Source organism: Streptomyces violaceusniger Tu 4113 (genome assembly GCF_000147815.2).
In the GTDB taxonomy this organism is placed as follows: Bacteria; Actinomycetota; Actinomycetes; order Streptomycetales; family Streptomycetaceae; genus Streptomyces; species Streptomyces violaceusniger_A.
In genome coordinates this window covers 1,696,622-1,716,685 of the sequence record NC_015957.1, presented here as the reverse complement: position 1 = coordinate 1,716,685, position 20,064 = coordinate 1,696,622, and the positions used below count along the sequence as shown (strand labels likewise).

The following is a 20,064-nucleotide window of genomic DNA, read 5'->3' as shown; positions in this document are numbered from 1 at the left end:
ATCGGGACCCTGATGTCGCTTCTCAACAGCTCCCTGCACGAGCTCGACCCGGATGTCGCCGCCGCCGTCGACGCCGAACTCCACCGCCAGCAGTCCACCCTGGAGATGATCGCCTCGGAGAACTTCGCTCCGGCGGCGGTCATGGAGGCCCAGGGCTCGGTCCTGACCAACAAGTACGCCGAGGGCTACCCCGGCCGCCGCTACTACGGCGGCTGTGAGCACGTCGATGTGGTCGAGCAGATCGCCATCGACCGGGTGAAGGAGCTCTTCGGCGCCGAGGCGGCGAACGTCCAGCCGCATTCGGGCGCCCAGGCCAACGCGGCCGCGATGTTCGCCCTGCTCTCCCCCGGCGACACCATCCTGGGGCTGAACCTGGCGCACGGCGGCCATCTGACCCACGGCATGAAGATCAACTTCTCCGGCAAGCTCTACAACGTGGTGCCCTACCACGTGGACGCCGAGACCGGTCTGGTCGACATGGACGAGGTCGAGCGGCTGGCCAAGGAGCACCGCCCCAAGATGGTGATCGCGGGCTGGTCGGCCTACCCCCGCCAGCTCGACTTCGCGGCCTTCCGCCGGATCGCGGACGAGGTCGGCGCGTACCTGATGGTCGACATGGCCCACTTCGCGGGTCTGGTGGCGGCCGGGCTGCACCCCTCGCCCGTACCGCACGCCCATGTGGTGACCACCACCACCCACAAGACCCTGGGCGGTCCGCGCGGTGGCGTGATCCTCTCCACCGCCGATCTGGCCAAGAAGATCAACTCGGCGGTCTTCCCGGGTCAGCAGGGCGGCCCGCTGGAGCATGTCATCGCGGCCAAGGCGGTCTCCTTCAAGGTCGCCGCGGGCTCGGCCTTCAAGGAGCGCCAGGAGCGCACGCTGGAGGGCGCCCGGATCCTCGCCGAGCGCCTGACCCAGCCCGATGTGCGGGAGGCGGGCGTCGCCGTCCTGTCCGGTGGCACCGACGTCCATCTGGTCCTGGTCGATCTGCGCGACTCGGAGCTGGACGGACGGCAGGCCGAGGACCGGCTCCACGAGGTCGGCATCACGGTCAACCGCAACGCGATCCCGAACGACCCGCGGCCCCCGATGGTCACCTCCGGTCTGCGGATCGGCACCCCGGCGCTGGCCACGCGCGGCTTCACCGCGGAGGACTTCCGCGAGGTCGCCGACGTCATCGCGCAGACGCTCAAGCCGTCCTACGACGCGGAGGCGCTGAGGGCCCGGGTCCCCGCCCTGGCCGACAAGCACCCGCTGTACGCCCATCTGTCCAAGTAACCCTGGACACGGGGGCGCGCCCGCCCTGGCGCGCCCCCGCCGCATCACCCCCGCACGGCCCGCACCACCCCCGCACGGCCCGCACCACCCCCGCACGGCCCGCACGCCTCCCCCCGCGTGCAGACGAAGGAGTCCCCCGGTGGCCATCTCCGTATTCGACCTCTTCTCGATCGGCATCGGCCCGTCCAGCTCGCACACCGTCGGCCCGATGCGGGCCGCGCGAATGTTCGTCCGCCGGCTGAAGAACGAGGGCCTGTTGGCCCACACCGCCTCCGTGCGCGCCGAGCTCTTCGGCTCGCTGGGCGCCACCGGTCATGGCCATGGAACTCCGAAGGCCGTGCTGCTGGGCCTGGAGGGCCACTCCCCGCGCTCCGTCGACGTCGAGGCGGCCGACGCTGAAGTGGAGCGCATCCGGACCACCAAGCGGCTGCGGCTGCTCGGCACCGAGATCGGCCCCGGCCAGGAGATCGACTTCGACGCGTCGACTCAGCTCATCCTGCACCGCCGCCGCTCCCTGCCGTACCACGCCAACGGCATGACGCTGCTCGCGTACGACGCCGAGGGCCATCCGCTGCTGGAGAAGACGTACTACTCGGTCGGCGGCGGCTTCGTGGTGGACGAGGACGCGGTCGGCGAGGAGCGCATCAAGCTCGACGACACCGTCCTCACCCACCCCTTCCGCACCGGCGACGAGCTGCTGCGGCTCTCCCACGAGACGGGCCTGTCCATCTCGGCCCTGATGCTGGAGAACGAGAAGGCGTGGCGCACGGAGAAGGAGATCCGGGACGGCCTCCTGGAGATCTGGCGCGTCATGGAGGCGTGCGTGGCCCGCGGCATGTCCCAGGAGGGCATCCTCCCCGGCGGCCTCAAGGTCCGCCGCCGCGCCGCCACCGCCGCCCGCGCGCTGCGCTCCGAGGGCGAGCCGACCGCCCGCGCCATGGAGTGGATCACCCTCTACGCGATGGCGGTCAACGAGGAGAACGCGGCGGGCGGACGCGTGGTCACCGCCCCCACCAACGGCGCGGCGGGCATCATCCCCGCCGTCCTGCACTACTACACGCGCTTCGTGCCGGGCGCCGACGAGGACGGCGTCATCCGCTTCCTCCTCGCCGCGGGCGCCATCGGCATGCTCTTCAAGGAGAACGCCTCGATCTCCGGCGCCGAGGTCGGCTGCCAGGGCGAGGTCGGCTCCGCCTGCTCCATGGCCGCCGGCGGCCTCGCCGAGGTCCTCGGCGGCTCCCCGGAACAGGTGGAGAACGCCGCCGAGATCGGCATGGAACACAACCTCGGCCTCACCTGCGACCCCGTGGGCGGCCTGGTCCAGATCCCCTGCATCGAGCGCAACGGCATGGCCTCGGTCAAGGCGGTCACCGCCGCGCGGATGGCCCTGCGCGGCGACGGCCGCCACCATGTCTCGCTCGACAAGGTCATCAAGACGATGAAGGAGACGGGCGCCGATATGAAGGTCAAGTACAAGGAGACGGCGCGGGGCGGGCTCGCGGTGAACGTCATCGAGTGCTGAGGAAACAGGCCCTGACCAGCGCGTTCGCAGCTTTCGGCGCTGTCAGGGCCTGCCCTGCTTACACGGCGGAAAGTCCCTCGGAAGTCCTCGGACAGGCGTGAAAGCCCGCGAAAAGTCCCTGAAAACTCTCTGGGATGTCCGGGTGGGTGCGGTGTCGTTACGGCGACGTTCACTTCCCCTTGAACACGGCTTTCTGGACCTCGTCAGGGCCTTCGAAGCTGCCCTTCTTGAGGTGGGACAGCTGGTCGACCAGCTCACGGTCCGCCCCGTTGTCCTTGGCGCGTTCCACCAGGGACTCCTTGTCGGCCGGGTAGCTCGCGTTCTTGAGTGCCTTCTGCAGGTCGGTGGGGTTGGGCTTCGCCATGGCCGATCCTTCCCTTCACAGGCTCGAGTGGCACGGTGCTCGGTTCCGCCGTGCCTCGCCTGAGGTGCCCGTAGCCCAGGGACCCAATCAGGTGGCACACCGGTTTCCGCCGCCCGATTCTGGTCACCCTATGAGCTGACATCCATCGAAATGCGGAGGACAGCGTCATGAGCACTGCGCAGACCGAACGTGCGGAGGCAGCGAAGCTGCCGAAGGGTGATGTGGTGGCCATTCTGCTCGACCAGCACGCACGCATCCGCGACCTTTTCTCGGATGTGAAGGGCGCCGAGGGCAAGCACAAGCAGCAGGCTTTTGACGAGTTGCGGGCCCTCCTCGCGGTGCATGAGACCGGCGAGGAGATGATTCTGCGCCCGGTCGCGAAGGAAACAGCCGGTGAGCAGGAGGCCAGCGCCCGCAACAAGGAGGAGAAGGAAGCGAACAAGGTTCTCGTCGAGCTCGAGAAGATGGACGTCTCAACTGCCGAATTCGACAGAAGGCTGGCCGGATTCGAGAAGGCGGTCATCGACCACGCCGAGCACGAGGAGCGGGAGGAGTTCCCCGCGATCCTGCGGGATTGCTCCGAGGACAAGCGCCGGAGCATGGGAACGAAGCTGCAGATGACGGAGAAGATCGCCCCGACGCACCCGCACCCGGGCGTGGCCGGGTCCCCCGCGGCTCAGTGGGCGGTGGGGCCGTTCGCCTCACTCGTCGACCGGACGAAGGACCTCCTGAAGAGCGCCGCCGGCTGACCGTGGGCGGCGGACCGCGAGGTCGGCCGCATACCGGGCCGAGGGGCGGGTCGCCCGTCGCGGCCCGCCCCGTCGTGCACCCTCGGCGTCCGTTGCGCGTTATGTACTGGAATGCGGCTACTCCGAGGACGCAGAAGAGCGGGACATCCAGCCCCCACCGCCGTTTCCAGCCGCGAGGAGAACCACATGCAACCGCAGACGCCACTCCCGGCTCGGGTGCCGGCTCACGCGCCTCAGGAAGGCGATGGCGTCGTCGTCGGCAACGGCCCAGTGATCATCGATGCCTATATCGACTTCCAGTGCCCCTTCTGCCGGATGTTCGAGGAGACATCGGGGCCGCTGCTCGATGCCATGGTCACCGAGGGTCAGGTGACGTTGGTCTATCACCCGATGGCCTTCCTGGACGCCATGTCGACCAGCCGGTACTCCACCCGCGCCTCGGCCGCCTCGGGCTGCGCCTCCGACGGCGGGGCATTCATGGAGTACCTCTACACACTCTTCGCCAACCAGCCGCCGGAGGGCGGCCCCGGGCTCAGTGACGAGGAGCTGATCGCGCTCGGCCTGCGGGTCGGGCTGAACGACGCCTTCGCCGCGTGCGTGCGCGACGGTGTCCATCTGGACTGGCCTCCGTACGTCACCGCCAAGGCGGCCGAACGCGGGGTGAGCGCCACGCCGACCGTACTCGTCGAGGGTGTCCCCGTAAGGCCCCACCCGGTCCTGATCAGGACCGCGGTGGCGGCCGCCCTCCACCACCCGGCGTGACCGGCGGACAGCGCGTGGTGAGAGATGGTTACGCACGACGGTGAAGCTGAACGCCGCTGACGACGACCGGCGGAGTCCTCGCGTGGTCCGTGGTGTATGTCACTCGCCCTGGGGGCACGCTGTCCCCCTCTGGTGCCGCGGTGGTCCTGAACCGCGAACAGACCGTATTTCACCAGCGCTTGAGCCCGGCCGAAGGTAACTCCCGGGTGCGGCGCCGCGGGTCAGCCCGCCCGGTCGCGCTCCCGCCGGACGATCGGCTTCCGGCCCTTGAGGGTGGTGCCGCGCAACGCGCGGATCACCTCGTCGACCGCGGAGGCGGGGACTTCCACCAGGGAGAAGCGGTCGGCGATCTCGATCGAGCCGATGTCCCGCCCGCTCAGCCGGGACTCCCCGGCGATGGCGCCCACCAGATCCTGTGGCCTGATGCCCGCGCTGCGCCCGGCACCGATGAACAAGCGCGTCATGCCCTCCGCGGGGGCCCTGGTCCCCCGCGGGCCGCGGCCCGGTGCGCCGCGCCCCTCACGGTCCCCGCGCCCGCCGCGGGGAGCGACTTCGGGAATCTCCTCCTCGTCGACCGCCGCGCCCCCTGCCTCATGCGCCAGCTTGACCGCGGCCAGCGCCACATCCATCACGTCGAACTCGTCCGTGAGGGTCTCCACCACCACCCGGAAGCGGTCGAGATCGTCCTCGACGATGGATTCCTGCAGTGCCGCTCGGGTCAGTTCCAGCCGACGGGCGCGCAGATCGGCGACGGTCGGCACCTTCTCCACGCGGATCTGCCGCCGGGTCGTCCGCTCGATCGCCTTGAGCATCCGATGTTCCCGGGGCTCGGCCAGCGTGATGGCGACACCCTCCCGCCCGGCCCGCCCGACCCGGCCGATCCGGTGGACATAGGACTCCGGCGCGGAGGGCACGTCGTAATTGACCACATGGGTGAGCTGCTCGATGTCCAGCCCGCGGGCGGCCACATCGGTAGCGACCAGCAGGTCCGCGGTGCCGCCGCGCACCCGACCCATGACCCGGTCCCGCTGTTCCTGGCCCATTCCGCCGTGCAGTGCCTCGGCGCGGTATCCCCGTCCGTTGAGCGTTTCGGTGAGCTGGTCGACCTGGTCCCGCGTCCGGCAGAAGACGATGGTGGCCTCCGGCGACTCCACGTCCAGCACCCGACCGAGCGCGGCGGGTTTCTGCGCCCGTGCCACGACGTATGCGGACTGCCGCACCTTGGGCGTCTCACCGGGGGCCGGTTTCTCCCGCTCGATCTGGATGCGTACCGGGCCGCGCAGATGGCGCCGGGCCATGGCGTCGATGCGCGCCGGCATCGTCGCGGAGAAGAGCACGGTCTGGCGATCCGCCGGTGTGCCCTCGAGTATCGCGTCGATGTCCTCGGCGAAGCCCATGTCGAGCATTTCGTCGGCCTCGTCCAGCACCAGTGTCTCCAGGCTGTCGAGCCGCAGCGTCCCGCGCCCGATATGGTCGAGCGCCCGGCCCGGTGTCGCCACCACCACGTCGACGCCGCGCTCCAGGGCGCGCAACTGCCGCCCGATCGGCTGCCCGCCGTAGACGGGCAGGACCCGGGTGCCCAGGTCGCGCCCGTAGCGGTGGATGGCCTCCGACGCCTGCATGGCCAGCTCACGGGTGGGCACCAGGACCAGGGCCGACGGCTCCGCCCCACCACCGTCCTGGCTGATGCGCTGAAGCACCGGCAGGGCGAATGCGGCGGTTTTCCCGGTTCCCGTGGCGGCCTGGCCCAGCAGATCGCGGCCGTCCAGCAGCGGAGGGATGGCCTCGCGCTGGATCGGGGTCGGCTCCTCGTAGCCCAGCCCCGCGAGTGCCCGCAGTAGCTCAGGCCGCAGTCGCAGGTCGGCGAAGCCGATCTGTTCGGCGGGCGCGTCTGTTGTCATGGCCGCACGGCAGGTCAGGCCGGAGTGTGGACGAGTTCCTCGAACTCGTTCGGCAACTGCGACATGACATGACGGAACTCACCCCCGCTGACCGCCTCCCGGACGGTGCTCAGCACCGCTGCCGCGCCTTCCCGGGCGACTTCCGGACTGGTCCGGGCCCGCGTGCTCACCCTGTTGACGAACTCGTCGAGCCCGAAGCCCTCGGCCTCCGGGGTCGGAGACACGAGCGACTCCTTGAGCCCCTTGGGCAGCTCCGAGGCAAGGTCGTCCGCCTCGCCCCTGGTGATCCGTTCGGCCAGGGTCGCCAGGGTGGCGTGGGTGAAGGCCTCCGCCTGCTCGCGCGGGAGGCCGGAGCGCTGGGAGACGGTGCTGATGAACGTCTCGTAATCCATGAGAGCTGCCTCTCTTCGGCATTTCGACTTTCCGGGATCTCTGGTGTCTGCCACCGAGGCTCTCCAGCATGGCGACCCCGGCGGCCCGCCGCGTGCGCACACCAGGTCCAAATGCGCGCCCTGACTCGACCCGCCATGCCCAAGCGGTCGGCGACAACGGCGCCTTGCCAAAGGGAGATGGCCTCGGTCAAGGCGGTCACCGCCGCGCGGATGGCCCTGCGCGGCGACGGCCGCCACCATGTCTCGCTCGACAAGGTCATCAAGACGATGAAGCAGACGGGCGCCGATATGAAGGTCAGTACAAGCAGACGGCGCGGGGCGGGCTCGCGGTGAACGTCATCGAGTGCTGAGGGCGGGCGGCTCCGGCCGGATCCGTCCGCTTCGGATGAGTGCCCGCCGGATGTCACACTCCGGCGGCCTGTTCTGTCGCACCTGCGGAAGGTCTTTCGACCCCGGCCGCGACAGGATGGAGAAACCCGCCATGGCCCGTATCTCGCTCACTCCGCCCAGCACGCTGCTCAACCGCATCGGCGCCTGGTACTCCCGGCGCACCTACGGCAAGGTGCTCGACCCTGGCCTGGCCATCGGCCACAACGGGCGGGTGCTCCTCTCCTACGTCCGGCAGGAGCGCGGCGCCGCCAAGTGGAACCGCCTCGACCGGGGCCTCAAGCACCTCGCCGTCATGGCCGCGGCGGCCAGGATCAACTGCTCGTGGTGCATGGACTTCGGCCACTGGGAGGCCGACGCCCTCGGACTCCCGATGGACAAGATCTCCAAGGTCCCGCGGTGGCGCGACCACCAGGACGCCTTCACTGGGCTGGAACTGCTCGTCCTGGACTACGCCGAAGCGATGACCGAAACCGAACCCCGCGTCACCGACGAACTCGCGGCCACCCTGATCGAGCGGCTGGGCGAGGCCGCCTTCGTCGAACTCACCGCCATGGTCGCCCTGGAGAACTACCGCTCGCGCATCAACAGCGCCTTCGGCCTGACCAGCCAGGGCTTCTCGGACACCTGCGCGGTACCGTCACGGACGTGATCGACGCGACCACCTTCGAGCGCCACCGGCGCATGCTGTTCGGCATCGCCTACCGCATGCTCGGCAGCGTCGCCGACGCCGAGGACATGGTGCAGGACGCCTGGCTGCGCTGCAGTCAGGTGACCACCCGGGTGGACAACCCGGTGGGCTATCTGGCCCGTACGGTCACCAACCTCTCGCTCAACCGGCTCACTTCCGCCGCCGCCACCCGCGAGCAGTACGTCGGCCCCTGGCTGCCCGAGCCGCTGGTCACCCAGCCCGACGCGGGCGAGGAGGTGGAGCTGGCCGAGTCGGTCTCGCTCGCCCTGCTCGTCGTCCTCGAAACGCTCTCCCCGCTGGAGCGAGCGGTCTTCGTACTCAAGGAGGTCTTCGGCTTCTCGTTCAGGGAGATCGCCGGAATGCTGGACCGCGGCGAGGCGTCCGTACGGCAGGTGGGCCACCGGGCCAGATCACACGTCCAGGCCCGCCGACCGCGCTACGACACACCGGCCGAGGTGCGGCGTCAGGTCACCGATGAGTTCCTGGCCGCCTGCCTCGGCGGCGACCTCAACCGGATGATGGAGCTGCTCGCCCCCGACGTCACGGCGTGGAGCGACGGCGGCGGCAAGGTCAAGGCCGCCCTCCGCCCGCAGCATGGCGCCGAAAAGGTCGCCCGCTTCCTCGCCGCCGTCCTCACTCAGCCGATGGACGACCCCCGGGTGCACGCGGTGGACGTCAACGGCAGCCCGGGATTGCTGCTCACGGTCGCGGGCCGCCCGGACACCGTCGCCTGCGCCGAGGTCGAGAACGCCCGCATCACCCAGATCCGCATCATCCGCAACCCGGACAAACTGCGCCATGTGCCGCCGACCAGCCGTCCGGACGCTCGAGGTCCGAGCAATCAGAGCTGACCGAGGTCGACCTGCACCGGGAACGGCGCCGCAACCTTCACCACACCGGTGAACACGTCTCCCTCCCGGTAGGTCTTCGTCGCGGGGTCGAGGACGTAGGTGTAGACGAGTGGGACGCCGGTGGCCGCCTGCTCGATCCGCCAGTAGAAGGCGATTCCGGCCTTGGCGTACTGGTCCACCTTCACGATGCGGTCGGTGGTCTCCGAACCGGGCGACACGACCTCCGCCACCAGCAGTACATGCTCGGGGCGGGTGGGCGTGATGTCGATCGTTTCCGCGCGATACACGACCACGTCCGGACGACGATTGGTGAGCGGCACGTCCTGGAACCGGACGTCGAAGTCGGTATCGGCGTTCCAGTCGGGGCCTGCCGCGTCTTCCAGGGCGTTGGCAAGGATCCGAGCCAGGCGGTTGGGCCGCTTCGACGCGCTGGGGCTCACCACGACCATCCCGTCCACGACCTCAATGCCCGCGCACTGCTCCTCGGACCAGGAGTCGTACTGCTCAGCCGTGATCTGCTCGTGCATCCACGCGGGAGCGACCATCTCGGCGGTCATGACTCACCTCCCTGAACCTGTGCGACGGGGCTGGTGGCGCTGGCCTCAGCGTACCGGGGTGGGCGCCTCGTATTCGGGACGCACTGATCCTCGCCTCAGGCCGCTTGGCCCCCCCTTGTATGTCACTGCTGTTCGACTTAGCGTGACGGATCACTGACAACGTCGGAGGGGGCTGCGGGCGTGGCGTTCTGGATGGCTGCTGCGTCCGTATGGGCTGTGTTGCAGCTCTTGTTGCTGTCCTGGCCGGTGCGGACGGTGCGGTGGCCGACGGTGCTGCTCGCCTTCGGGGTGGGTGCGTACGGCTGCGGTGTCCTCTCGATGGCCCTGGAACTCGTGGTGGCACGTCAGTTGGCGACCGCGCGGGAGAAATCGCTGTCGGGCGTCATGGATGTGGTGTCGTGGACGACGGCTCCGGTGGTGGAGGAGCTGATCAAGATCGCACCGCTCCTGGTCGCGGGGTGGGCACTGCGCAGGCGGATGCAGTGGGGTCTGGCGGACTTCGTGGTGCTGGGCGGCGCTGCCGGGGCGGGGTTCGGTCTGCTGGAAAAGCTTCTGATGTACGCCGAGTCCGCGGGTAAGGCCGTTCCCACGGATGAGGGTGGCTGGCAGATCGCGGGGGGACTGTTCGACCCCCCGTACGTTCCCGGCCTCGGACAGATCCTCGGCAGTTGGTTTCCCTCATCGACCGGCACCGTCGACGTCGGGGGTCCGACACTCCCCTACGAGGTGCACATCTTCGCCAGCGCGCTCGGCGGGCTGGCGGTGGGCTTGCTGTGGTGTGGTGCCCGCGTCCTGACCCGGGTCGCGGCCCTGGTGCCGCTGGCCGGGGCGGTGGCGATCCACTGGGTGACCAATTACGCCGCGGCCTTCCCTAGCGACCACACCGCGATGGAGTGGCGGGAGAGGCTGGCCGGGGAGTGGGGCCTGTGGATCATCCTGGGGTGCCTTGCCGTCGCGTGGATCTGGGATGTGCGCCGGTCCCGCCTGGGCCGGCGGCACCAGCCTGATGTTGTGCTGGCTGCCGAACGCCAGGGCCGGACCGCCCCCGAAGCTCTCTTCGGGTACGCCCTGTTGCGCCTCCCGGCCACCTGGATCATCGCTCTGGGCTACGCCCGGCAGCGCCGGGCGCTGCTGTACGCCACGGCCCACCCCCGTACCCGCGCGGAGAAGCTGGAGCCGCTGCGCGAGTCGGTCGTCCAGCAGACCCACCGTATGGACGCGACCCACCGTCAGGAGGCATGGCGTGGCGTGACCTTCCGGCAGTTGTGGCGCCGGGCCCGGGAGCAGCGCCCCCGCTGGCCGCGCCACGAGAAGGTTCTTCTGGTGCTCAGCCTGCTGCTGGCCGTCCCCTCCCTGCTGTATCTGGCGGTGGGCTCCTTCCCGTCCACGAAGGATCTGCAGGAGTACTTCACCGGGGGCACCGGGCTGCGCATCCTGGTCGGTGTCGGCCTGGCCGGGCTGGTCCTGACCCTGTGGCGCCTGATCTCCGCCGTACGCGGCTACCGGACCGCGGGGGCGTCCCCTCTGGGCGAGGCGCTCGCCCTGGTCCAGTTCCGGATCGCCGTCTGCGCGGGCTCCCTGGTCGTCGGCGTCCTGCTGCTGTCCCGCTGGTCGGCGATCGCCGACGGCGAGGCCCCCCTCGCCGGCTACGACATCCTCGGCACCGACCGCTTCCTCCTGGAAAAGCTCCTCGAGATCGGCCTTCCCCTCCTCCTGACCCTCGCCATGTTCGCCATGCCCTACGCGCTGCCGCTGGAACTCGCCATGGGCGGCGGACTGGCGGAGACCCTGCTGATGGGCCTCGCCCCGCGCGCGCTGGCCCCGATCGCCTCACGCGTCGGGGCCAGGCTGGCGGCGCGTGAGGCGACGCAATGGGCGCGCGGCGCACTCCGCAGCCGTGGCCGGGGCGTGTTCTCCCGTACCTGGGACCGGGTGCGGCATGGTCGTACCGATCCAGTGGATGTGGCGACGGGGCGGATGTTCCTGCCGCAGACGGATGTGGAGCTGCCGGGTGTGCTGCCGCTGGTGTTCTCCCGCCGGGTGGACTCCGGGTACCGCGCCGGGCGGTGGTTCGGCCCGACCTGGGCCTCAACGGCCGACCAGCGGCTGGAGTTCGACGAGCAGGGCGTGGTCTTCTTCACCGAGGACGGTCTGCTGCTGGCCTATCCGCATCCGGAGCCGGGCGGCACCGCGGTCCTGCCCGCGGAGGGACCGCGGTGGCCACTGGCACGGACGGCGGACGGCGGTACGTACACCGTCACGGACCCGGATGCCGGGCTCGTCCGTACCTTCGCCCCGTACCGCGACGAGGCGCTTGCGCTTCTGCGGGAGATCACCGACCGCAACGGCAACCGCATCACCTTCGCCTACGACGCGTCCGGCACACCCCTCGAAATCCTCCACAGCGGTGGCTACCGGCTGCGGCTGACGTCGGAGAACGAGCGGATCACCGGCCTGTACGTGGGGGACGTACGGGTGATGGGCTACGGCTACACCGACGGCCATCTCACCGAAGTGACGGGCTCCTCGGGGTTGCCGCTGCGTTTCGTCTACGACCGGGCCGGGCGGGTCACGTCCTGGATCGACACCAACAACCGCTGGTACTCCTACGCCTACGACGAGCAGGACCGGGTCGTCGCCGAGGGCGGCGAGGGCGGCCACTACACCCTCCGGATCGGCTACGACGGGGTGGACCCGGACTTCCCCGGACTGAAGGTCACGACTCTGACCTCACCGGACGGTGCGGTCACCCGCTATCTGATCGACGAGGCACACCAGGTCGTCGGGGAGATCGACGCGGGCGGCGCGGTCAGCCGCATGGTGTACGACCAGGCCGGCCGTACGGTCGCCGAGACCGACCCGCTGGGCCGCACCACCGGCTTCCGTTACGACGAGCACGGGCATCTGACGGCCGTGATCCGGCCGGACGGCAGCGAGATCAGCGCAGTGCCCGACGCACAGGGCAACCCGGTGCAGATCACCGATCCGGGCGGCGCGGTATGGCGGCAGACCTTCGACACGGCGGGCAACCGCACCACCCTCACCGACCCCCTCGCCGCCACCACCCGCTACCTCTACGACGCACGCGGAGGTCTGCTCGCCGTCACCGACCCGCTGGGCGCGACGACCCGGGTGCGCTGCGACGAGGCCGGGCTCCCAGCCGAGATCACCGACCCGCTGGGAGCCACGAGCTTCTACCAGCGGGACGCGTTCGGCCGCGTCGTGGCCGAGACCGACCCGCTGGGCGCGGTGACCCGCTACGACTGGAGCCCGGAGGGCAAACTCCTGCGCCGCACCGGCCCGGACGGCTCGGCGGAGTCCTGGACGTACGACGGCGAGGGCAACCGCACCACGCACACCGACCCCGTCGGCGGCACGACCGTGTACGAGTACACCCACTTCGACCTGCTGGCCGCCCGCACCGGCCCGGACGGCGTCCGCTACGAGTTCGAGCATGACGCGGCGCTGCGGCTGACGAGGGTCACCAATCCTCAGGGCCTGAGGTGGAGTTACGAGTACGACCTGGCGGGCCGCCTGGTTACGGAGACGGACTTCGACGACCGCAATGTGCGGTACGCCTACGACGCAGCGGGCCAGCTCACCGCCCGGACCGATCCACTGGGCCGGATCATCACGTACGAGTACGACATCGTCGGCCGCCTGATACGCAAAGCGTCCGACGACCGCACCACAACCTTCACCTACGACCCCGCAGGGCTCCTTACCTCGGCCGCCGATCCGGACGCGGAGGTCGTCTACCAGCGCGACCGCCTGGGCCAGGTGACGTCCGAAATGGTGAACGGCCGCGTCCTGACGCACACCTACGACCCCCTGGGCCGCCACACCCGCCGCACCACGCCCACGGGTGCGATCACGACCTACGCCTATGACGCGGCGGGCAACCGCACCACCCTGACCGCCGGGAACCACATCCTCGCCTCGGCACACGACGCGGCGGGCCGCGAGACCACGCGCCATATCGGCGACGCCCTCACCCTCACCAACGCCTGGGACCCGCTCGGCCGCCTGACCACGCAATCGCTGACCGGCGCATCCAGCAATGTCCACCACCGGACGTACGACTATCGAGCCGACGACCACCTCATCGCGGTGGACGACAACCTGTCGGGCCGACGTACCTTCGAGCTCGACGTTGTGGGCCGGGTCACCGCCGTCCACGCCCCCGGCTGGACCGAGACCTACGCCTACGACGAGGCGGGCAACCAAACGCACGCGGCCTGGCCGAGCACACAACCCGCCCAGGAGGCGACGGGCCCCCGCACTTACACCGGCACGCGCATCACCGGTGCGGGCTCGGTCCGCTACGAACACGACGAGGCGGGCCGCCTCACCCTCCGCCAAAAGACCCGCCTGTCCCGCAAACCCGACACCTGGCGCTACACCTGGGACGCCGAAGACCGCCTCGTCTCCGTCACCACCCCGGACGGCACGGTCTGGCGCTACCTCTACGACCCCTTCGGCCGCCGCACCGCCAAACAACGCCTGGCGGCCGACGGCGAAAGCGTCCTGGAGCAAACGGATTTCACCTGGGACGGCCCCACCCTCATAGAACAAACCACCACCACCCCGGGCCTCCCCCATCCCGTCACCCTCACCTGGGACCACGAGGGCCTTCACCCCATAGCCCAGACCGAGCGCGTCACCGAAGCCACCACCCAACGCGAGATCGACGCCCGCTTCTTCGCAATCGTCACCGACCTGGTCGGCACCCCCACCGAACTCGTCGACGATTCGGGCACCATCGCCTGGCGCACCCGCTCCACCCTCTGGGGCACCACCACCTGGGCCTCCGACAGCACGGCCTATACGCCTCTCCGCTTCCCCGGCCAATACTTCGACCCCGAAACCGGGCTCCACTACAATTTCCACCGCTACTACGACCCTGATTCCGCCCGCTATCTCTCTCCCGACCCTCTAGGTCTGTCCCCCGCCCCCAATCCAGCGACCTACAGCCACAACCCCAACACCTGGTTCGATCCCCTAGGACTATCCCCCTGTCCAGGCGGCAACCATAATTGGGCCGGCAACCCCGCTGAACACGCTCGACTCAAGCGCTTCTATGAACAAGCCCAAAAATACGGGAAGGCCGGTTACAGGGAACTAGAAAGCGGAAGATTCCGCTTCTACGGAAAGATAACACCCGCAACGAAGGAGGGCGAAATAATGGGACGCCGACTCGTCCGAGAGTGGGATCCCGCAACTGACTCCACTCGCATTTGGCACGAATCACTGGATCACAGCGGAAGGGTGCGCATTACAAGGCCCGATGTAAAATTCACGGGCGGGAAAAAGGTGCATTATCTGTTCGATGGCACCGGAAATCTCACAGGAACGTTTTAAGGATCCCATGAACTTGAGGAATGAAATCATCGAAAGACTCACGGCACTTACCGAAGGCGCCACCTCCCCGGAGGACGTCTCCGAGTGGGCGACTTCCACAATGCAGGGCGACGCCCCGGACCTACTGGACGCCGATATCTGGCAAGCGCTTGACCGCCTGAGCGGGGCAGACCTCAAGTCTGACCCGACAACCTACCTGCACAGCACAGAAGACTACTTGGAGTGGCTGCGCGAGTTCAGGGAACAATAAGAGAGAAGCGTGGGAATCCTCCGGTTCGCAGAGCGGTCGTGAACGTGTCCCACGCCTCCACCGGGAATACGAGGGCCGGGCCTGCCGGGTGTTTGCTGTCCCGGACGGGGACGACACCGGCAGTGGCGGCTATGGAGGGCGCGAATTCCACGCACTGACCTTCGTCGCCGCTGCTGTAGCTGGACTTGACCCATTCAGCACCGGACAGGTCGAGGGCGGTGTTCATCGTGTGTAGTCCTCCATCAGTCTGCGGATCACGGCCAGCGAATCGTCCGGCGACAAAGCCGAAGCCCTGATTCGATCGTACCTGGCAGTCGCGAGCTCCACTTCTGCCGGTGAATCGATCGTCTGGCCTGCCATGGCTGTATCTGCGTACACAATGCTCGGTCCATCGTCGAACGTCAGAAGGGTGAAGCTTCCCGGCACCGGAGGTGCTCCGGCCGAAAGCGGCAGCACCTGAAGTGTGATGTGCGGAGACTCTGCTTCAGCTAGGAAGTGGGCTAGTTGGGCGCGCATCACTTCCCTTCCTCCCACCTCAATGCGTAGACACGCCTCACTCAGGACGCACCACAGCAACGGGGGCGCATCCCGCTCCATCACCTCTCGTCGCTGCAATCGTCTGGTCACCCTTGCGTCGATCTGGTCGGCGGTATCCCGAGGATGTGCGGACCGGAACACCGCTCGCGCGTACTCGGGCGTTTGCAGCATGCCCATGATGAGCGTCGCCGAGTAGTCCAGGATGCCCGTCGCCTGCCGCTCCAACTGCACGTAAGGCACGAACCAGTCCGGATAGCCATGCTGACCGGCCCGCTTCCGCAGGCGCGCGAACATGCCCGGCGTGCCGAAGACCCGATCGCACGCGTCGGCGAACTCGGGGCTGGCCAAGCGCTCCCCCGCCTCCACCTTGGCCACATACTGCTGCCCGTAGTTGGCCTTCAAGCCCAACTCCCGTTGGCTCAGCTCCGCCTGCATCCGCCAGGTCCGTACCTCGGCTCCTAAAAACGCCGCTCCGCTGGACGGTTCCTGGCCTTCCTTGGCCTCACTCACCTGTGGTTCTCCCCTCACCCCAAGCCTCTTGGTGTGCCCCGATCCCTGTTGCGCACTGCCCCGCAGGGCAACGCTGGGAGTACACAGAGTGATTAAAGCTCGCAAGACACATCCAGGTCAGGAAGAACCCCCCATGGTGTTTCCCTCCGAACACATCACCGAATCCACCCGACATCGCGTCGCGGACCGGGTCACCCGCGAGATGCGGGAAGTGGCGCGGCGACGTGGCTGGAGTTCGGCGGGCCCGGCCGTGCCGTCGCTGGGAGGGACTCCGGACGTCCTCTTCTGCGGGGCGCTCCCCGAAGACCTCGCACGGCGCCACCAGCCGCCCTGCCTCTCACCCACACCCACACCCGCGCCCACCGGAGAGTGACCGTTGAACGACGTCTGCCCCACCTGCCGCCACTACGCGGCACTGCACGAACAGGCCAAACGAGCCGGGGACTACAGCAAGGCCACCGACTACGAGGTACTGCGCCGACGCCACCCCGCCCACACCGTCCACATCCCCCGGCAGCCCGAAGGACGAGCCACATGAACCACCAGTTCCATCAGCCACAGCCCAACCGTCCAGTGCCCACCCCCGGCCAGGTGGCGTACGACCCGGCCAGTGGCCGTACCGGCGTGGTGCAGGCGGTGCACGGCGTCGCCGAATTGTGCTTCGACCACCGGATGTCCAGCGATCGCGTCGCGTTCCTCCGGCCGGAGCGAGGCGGGGTCGAGTGGACGGCCGACGCCGGGGCCCTCCGTTTACCGGCGGACGGGGAGGGCGGCGCGCAACACCTGCACGCGCGATGACCATGATCAGCGCGGTCCGCGCCCCGCCGCCGTCCTGACGGTGGTCAGCGCCAGTCGCCGCACCCTGCGCCAGTCCATGGCCGGTCTGCCGATCGGTACCCCCGGGCGGTGCGACCCGGCGTTCCCTCGGGTGCCGGGGCCCGGTCTCTCCCGCCAGCGCGAACCGCCCCGAGGCGACCGCCAGCGCCCAGAGCGCGAGGGAGACCAGCACCACCCACAGCAGTCCGGCCAGCGCGTAGAGGACCAGGACGGCGACCGGTGCCGCCACCGCCAGCACGGCGGCCAGCGCCCTGACCGGCCCTCTGTGGACGAGCATCCACCACACGCCCGCCAGCGTGACCGCCGTCCCGGCCACCCCCACCGCGACCAGCACCACACTCCGCGCCCCGGCGAACAGGAGAAGGATCACCACCGCCATGACGCCCGCGACCAGGGCGAGGCGTGCCGTCCAGGGTGCCGCCGACGTCATGTGACCTCCCGGGGGCAGGGGGTGTGAGCGCCGGTAGGTGCGATCCCACGGGTACCCCGCGGCGGGCTCGCCACCACGCCACCGCACCACCGCTCCTCCCCACCCCCACGTCGGCTTCCGGCTCCCGGCCGTGAATCGAAACAGCCCGTCGCCGCGTTTCCAGAACCTCGGACCGCGGATCGAGGAGATGCGCCGCCCGCCGGGGTGATCAGCGCCGTGACCACGCCACTCTCCGGTGGCGCCTGCGTCCGGCGGCACTTCCCTCACGTCCCGCGCGAGGGAGGACCCATGGATCCGTCCGCCGATGCCTCCGGCCCCGCCGGGCCCCACCCGCTGAGCGGGAGCGAACGACGGGAGTACGAGCGGCTGCGCGGGGCCGCGGCCGTACGCCACCGGCGGCTTCGCCACGCGGGCGCGGGTGTGCTGCTCGTGCTGGCGGTCCTGCTCTCCCCGCTCGCCGTCGTCGCCACCTGGCTGCACGAGGAGATCACCGACCCCCACCGGTATGTCCAGACCGTCGCCCCGATCGCCAGGAACCCCGGCGTCCAGTCCACCGTCACCAACCGGCTCACCCGACGCGTGGTCGACCGGGTCGACGTGCCCGCCATCACCGCCCAGCTCGCCAGGAACCTGGACAAGACCGGAGCCCCGTCCGTCGTCGTGGACGGCACCAAAATGCTCGGTGGGCCGCTGGAGAGCGCCCTCACCGACGCCGTGCACCGCGTGGTCCACAAGGCGATCGCCAGCGATCAGTTCCCGTTGGTGTGGGACGCCGCCAACCGCCGCGCCCACGCCGCCGTCGTCAAGGTCCTCACCGGTGAGGGCACCAGCGCGGTCCAGGCCCGCGGGAACGCGATCGTCCTGGACATCGGCACCCTTGTCGACAACGTCAAACAGCGCCTCGTCCGGGCGGGCTACGAGAAGGCCGCCAAGATCCCTTACATCGACCGGCAGTTCACGCTGGTGCGGACGGACAAGCTGGACGAGGCGCAAGGCGCGATGCGCCTCCTCGACATCGTCGGCACCTGGCTGCCCGCCGTGACGATCGTGCTCGCCGCGCTCGCCGTGTGGCTCTCCCCCGCGCATCGGCTCACGCTGCTGGCCGCCGGGATCGGCACGGCGGTGATGATGGTCGCGCTACTGGTGGGCCTGGCCGTGGTGCGCGGCGTCTACCTGGACTCCGTCCCGCCCGCGACCCTGCCCCGGGGCCCGGCGGCCTTCATCTTCGACACCCTCGTCCGCTTCCTGCGCGAAAGCACCCGCACGCTTCTCGTCGTCGCGGTCGTCACCGCGCTCGCCGCGTATCTGTACGGCCCCGGGCGCGGGGCCCGCGCCGTCCGCTCGGCGGCGGCGCGCGGCACCGGCGCCATCGGCCGGGGCCTGGCCCGCGTCGGAGCCCGCACCGGGGGCTTCGGCCGCTGGCTGGACACCCACCGGGCCTGGATCACCGGCGTGGCGATCACGGGCGGCGCGCTGGCCCTGGTGCTGTGGAACCACCCCACTCCGGCGTCCGTGGGGCTCGTCCTCGGCATCGTCGTGGGGGTCCTGGCGCTGCTCGGTGTCATCGCCGGAGCGTCCGGCCCCACGGCTGGTGGCCCCACGGCGAACGGCCCCACGGTGTCCGGCCCCACGGCGAACGGCCCCACGGCCGACGGTCCCGCGGCGGGTGGCCGTCACGGAAGTCCCTGACGGCCGGGTGGTATGCCGTGCGGGCGCTGCGGACACTGTGGGAGCGGGTCACGACCGCGATCGGCGGCGGCCCGGCCGCCCGGTTCCTGGAGCGCCTGGTGGCGGTGAACGTGCTGGAAGCCGCCACCCGGCTGGCGGCCCAGGCGTTCCTCACCGCTCTGCCCCTGCTGATGGCGGTGGCGGCCTTCGTCCCCGACACGCTGCAGAACCTCCTGGCCGACTCCCTGCGCTCGGTGGTGGGCGTGCGCGGTGACGTCCTGGACGAGGTGCGCCGTACGTTCACCGGCCCGGGAACGGCCAAGAGCCCTTCGGGGGCCGTCGGACTGCTGGTCACCCTGGTGTCCGCGACGGCGTTCAGCAGGGCGCTCCAGGCGGTCTGCGAACGGTGCTGGGGACTGCCCAGGGCGGCGGTGCGGGTGGCGGCGTGGCGCTGGCTGCTGTGGCTGCTCGTCTGGCTCACGGTGCTCCTCGTCCAGGCTCCGCTGCGCAGAGGGTTCGGCACGGGCATCGTCTCCGGACTGGTGCTGTCCCTGCTGTCGGCCGTCCTGCTGTGGTGGTGGACCCAGCATCTCCTGCTGAGCGGCCGCGTCACCTGGACATACCTGCTGCCGGGCGCCGTGCTCGCCGGTGCGGGGACCGTCCTGCTGGGTTACCTCTCCCGGCTGCTCATGCCCGTGGCCATGGCCCGCAGCCTGGCCGACTTCGGCCCGCTCGGCCCCGTTTTCACGCTTCTGACCTGGCTGATCGTCGTCTTTCTCATCGCCGTGGCCGGTCTCGCGGTCGGACCGGCGGTGGCCTCGTCGGCCTGGTACGCACGGACAATCCGCCCGCTCCGGGACCGGGAGCGCCACTGAAGGCCGCCTCGAACTGGACGCCGCCGAGTCGTGGTCGCTCGACCGTCGACGGACAGCCGGAAGACCGAGGCCGTGCGGACCCACCCGTTCCTCCGGCGCGCCCGTTCCCTCGGCGTGCACGCTCCCCCGGCGTGGACCCGAA

20 protein-coding genes and 1 pseudogene are annotated in these 20,064 nt (G+C 69.8%); 15 read left to right on the top strand and 6 right to left on the bottom strand.

Annotated elements, in window-relative coordinates; translation table 11 throughout:
- Positions 1–12: 12 nt before the first annotated feature.
- Positions 13–1,278: a serine hydroxymethyltransferase gene (glyA, locus tag STRVI_RS07675; protein WP_014055065.1), complete on the top strand. Its 1,266-nt coding sequence runs from the start codon at positions 13–15 to the stop codon at positions 1,276–1,278.
- Positions 1,279–1,417: 139 nt separating this feature from the next.
- Complete coding sequence (locus STRVI_RS07670) at positions 1,418–2,800, top strand: L-serine ammonia-lyase (protein ID WP_014055064.1); 1,383 nt, start codon at positions 1,418–1,420, stop codon at positions 2,798–2,800.
- A gap of 169 nt (positions 2,801–2,969) precedes the next feature.
- Here the strand turns inward: STRVI_RS07670 and STRVI_RS07665 are convergent, their stop codons facing one another.
- The gene (locus STRVI_RS07665; RefSeq protein WP_014055063.1) at positions 2,970–3,164 is read right to left on the bottom strand and encodes a DUF2795 domain-containing protein; all 195 of its coding nucleotides are present in this window, start codon (positions 3,162–3,164) and stop codon (positions 2,970–2,972) included.
- A 167-nt stretch (positions 3,165–3,331) separates the two neighbouring features.
- Here STRVI_RS07665 and STRVI_RS07660 point away from each other — a divergent pair, with 167 nt between their 5' ends.
- Together STRVI_RS07660 and STRVI_RS07655 are read left to right on the top strand one after the other, a co-directional pair.
- Positions 3,332–3,913, top strand: a complete 582-nt coding sequence (locus STRVI_RS07660; protein WP_014055062.1) for a hemerythrin domain-containing protein — start codon at positions 3,332–3,334, stop codon at positions 3,911–3,913.
- Positions 3,914–4,099: 186 nt separating this feature from the next.
- Positions 4,100–4,675, top strand: a complete 576-nt coding sequence (locus STRVI_RS07655; RefSeq protein WP_014055061.1) for a DsbA family protein — start codon at positions 4,100–4,102, stop codon at positions 4,673–4,675.
- Positions 4,676–4,896: 221 nt separating this feature from the next.
- Here the strand turns inward: STRVI_RS07655 and STRVI_RS07650 are convergent, their stop codons facing one another.
- The gene (locus STRVI_RS07650; RefSeq protein WP_014055060.1) at positions 4,897–6,576 is read right to left on the bottom strand and encodes a DEAD/DEAH box helicase; all 1,680 of its coding nucleotides are present in this window, start codon (positions 6,574–6,576) and stop codon (positions 4,897–4,899) included.
- Positions 6,577–6,590: 14 nt separating this feature from the next.
- Entirely contained in the window at positions 6,591–6,968 is a 378-nt protein-coding gene (locus tag STRVI_RS07645) for a DUF2267 domain-containing protein (RefSeq protein WP_014055059.1), read from the bottom strand.
- A 177-nt stretch (positions 6,969–7,145) separates the two neighbouring features.
- Between STRVI_RS07645 and STRVI_RS47560 the strand changes: the two are divergent.
- The 3 genes and pseudogenes from STRVI_RS47560 to STRVI_RS07635 all read left to right on the top strand — a co-directional run.
- Positions 7,146–7,318 (top strand): annotated as a pseudogene (locus STRVI_RS47560) (L-serine ammonia-lyase, iron-sulfur-dependent, subunit alpha); the annotation flags it as partial.
- Between the two features lie 131 nt (positions 7,319–7,449).
- Positions 7,450–8,007 (top strand): carboxymuconolactone decarboxylase family protein, encoded by a 558-nt coding sequence (locus STRVI_RS07640; RefSeq protein ID WP_014055058.1) that lies wholly within the window; start codon positions 7,450–7,452, stop codon positions 8,005–8,007.
- Positions 8,004–8,897 (top strand): RNA polymerase sigma-70 factor, encoded by an 894-nt coding sequence (locus tag STRVI_RS07635; RefSeq protein ID WP_014055057.1) that lies wholly within the window; start codon positions 8,004–8,006, stop codon positions 8,895–8,897. Before STRVI_RS07640 ends, STRVI_RS07635 begins: the two co-directional genes overlap by 4 nt.
- Here STRVI_RS07635 and STRVI_RS07630 read toward each other — a convergent pair.
- Entirely contained in the window at positions 8,888–9,454 is a 567-nt protein-coding gene (locus STRVI_RS07630; protein ID WP_014055056.1) for a Uma2 family endonuclease, read from the bottom strand. The two genes, STRVI_RS07635 and STRVI_RS07630, sit on opposite strands and share 10 nt — an antisense overlap.
- Before the next feature lie 192 nt (positions 9,455–9,646).
- Here STRVI_RS07630 and STRVI_RS07625 point away from each other — a divergent pair, with 192 nt between their 5' ends.
- Both STRVI_RS07625 and STRVI_RS07620 read left to right on the top strand, forming a co-directional pair.
- Positions 9,647–14,815, top strand: a complete 5,169-nt coding sequence (locus STRVI_RS07625) for a DUF6531 domain-containing protein (protein ID WP_150112883.1) — start codon at positions 9,647–9,649, stop codon at positions 14,813–14,815.
- Positions 14,784–15,065: a DNA-binding protein gene (locus tag STRVI_RS07620; protein ID WP_251982572.1), complete on the top strand. Its 282-nt coding sequence runs from the start codon at positions 14,784–14,786 to the stop codon at positions 15,063–15,065. The genes STRVI_RS07625 and STRVI_RS07620 overlap by 32 nt, the downstream gene beginning before the upstream one ends.
- Here the strand turns inward: STRVI_RS07620 and STRVI_RS47555 are convergent.
- Together STRVI_RS47555 and STRVI_RS07615 are read right to left on the bottom strand one after the other, a co-directional pair.
- A complete protein-coding gene (locus STRVI_RS47555; RefSeq protein ID WP_014055053.1) occupies positions 15,052–15,291 on the bottom strand; it encodes a DUF397 domain-containing protein in 240 nt (79 codons plus the stop codon). The genes STRVI_RS07620 and STRVI_RS47555 overlap by 14 nt on opposite strands.
- Positions 15,288–16,112: a helix-turn-helix domain-containing protein gene (locus STRVI_RS07615; RefSeq protein ID WP_014055052.1), complete on the bottom strand. Its 825-nt coding sequence runs from the start codon at positions 16,110–16,112 to the stop codon at positions 15,288–15,290. Before STRVI_RS07615 ends, STRVI_RS47555 begins: the two co-directional genes overlap by 4 nt.
- 133 nt (positions 16,113–16,245) lie before the next feature.
- Here STRVI_RS07615 and STRVI_RS52015 point away from each other — a divergent pair, with 133 nt between their 5' ends.
- The 6 genes from STRVI_RS52015 (at position 16,246) to STRVI_RS07600 (ending at position 19,922) form a co-directional block, all read left to right on the top strand.
- Positions 16,246–16,485: a hypothetical protein gene (locus tag STRVI_RS52015; RefSeq protein ID WP_014055051.1), complete on the top strand. Its 240-nt coding sequence runs from the start codon at positions 16,246–16,248 to the stop codon at positions 16,483–16,485.
- Positions 16,486–16,488: 3 nt separating this feature from the next.
- On the top strand, positions 16,489–16,650 hold the full coding sequence (locus STRVI_RS52525) for a hypothetical protein (RefSeq protein WP_014055050.1): 162 nt from the start codon (positions 16,489–16,491) through the stop codon (positions 16,648–16,650).
- Positions 16,647–16,910, top strand: coding sequence for a hypothetical protein (locus tag STRVI_RS07610; protein WP_014055049.1), 264 nt, complete (start codon positions 16,647–16,649; stop codon positions 16,908–16,910). Before STRVI_RS52525 ends, STRVI_RS07610 begins: the two co-directional genes overlap by 4 nt.
- Positions 16,911–16,950: 40 nt before the next feature.
- Positions 16,951–17,406: a hypothetical protein gene (locus STRVI_RS52010; RefSeq protein WP_150112882.1), complete on the top strand. Its 456-nt coding sequence runs from the start codon at positions 16,951–16,953 to the stop codon at positions 17,404–17,406.
- A 261-nt stretch (positions 17,407–17,667) separates the two neighbouring features.
- Entirely contained in the window at positions 17,668–19,068 is a 1,401-nt protein-coding gene (locus STRVI_RS07605; RefSeq protein WP_014055048.1) for a hypothetical protein, read from the top strand.
- A gap of 17 nt (positions 19,069–19,085) precedes the next feature.
- On the top strand, positions 19,086–19,922 hold the full coding sequence (locus tag STRVI_RS07600) for a YhjD/YihY/BrkB family envelope integrity protein (protein ID WP_014055047.1): 837 nt from the start codon (positions 19,086–19,088) through the stop codon (positions 19,920–19,922).
- Positions 19,923–20,064 lie beyond the last annotated feature (142 nt).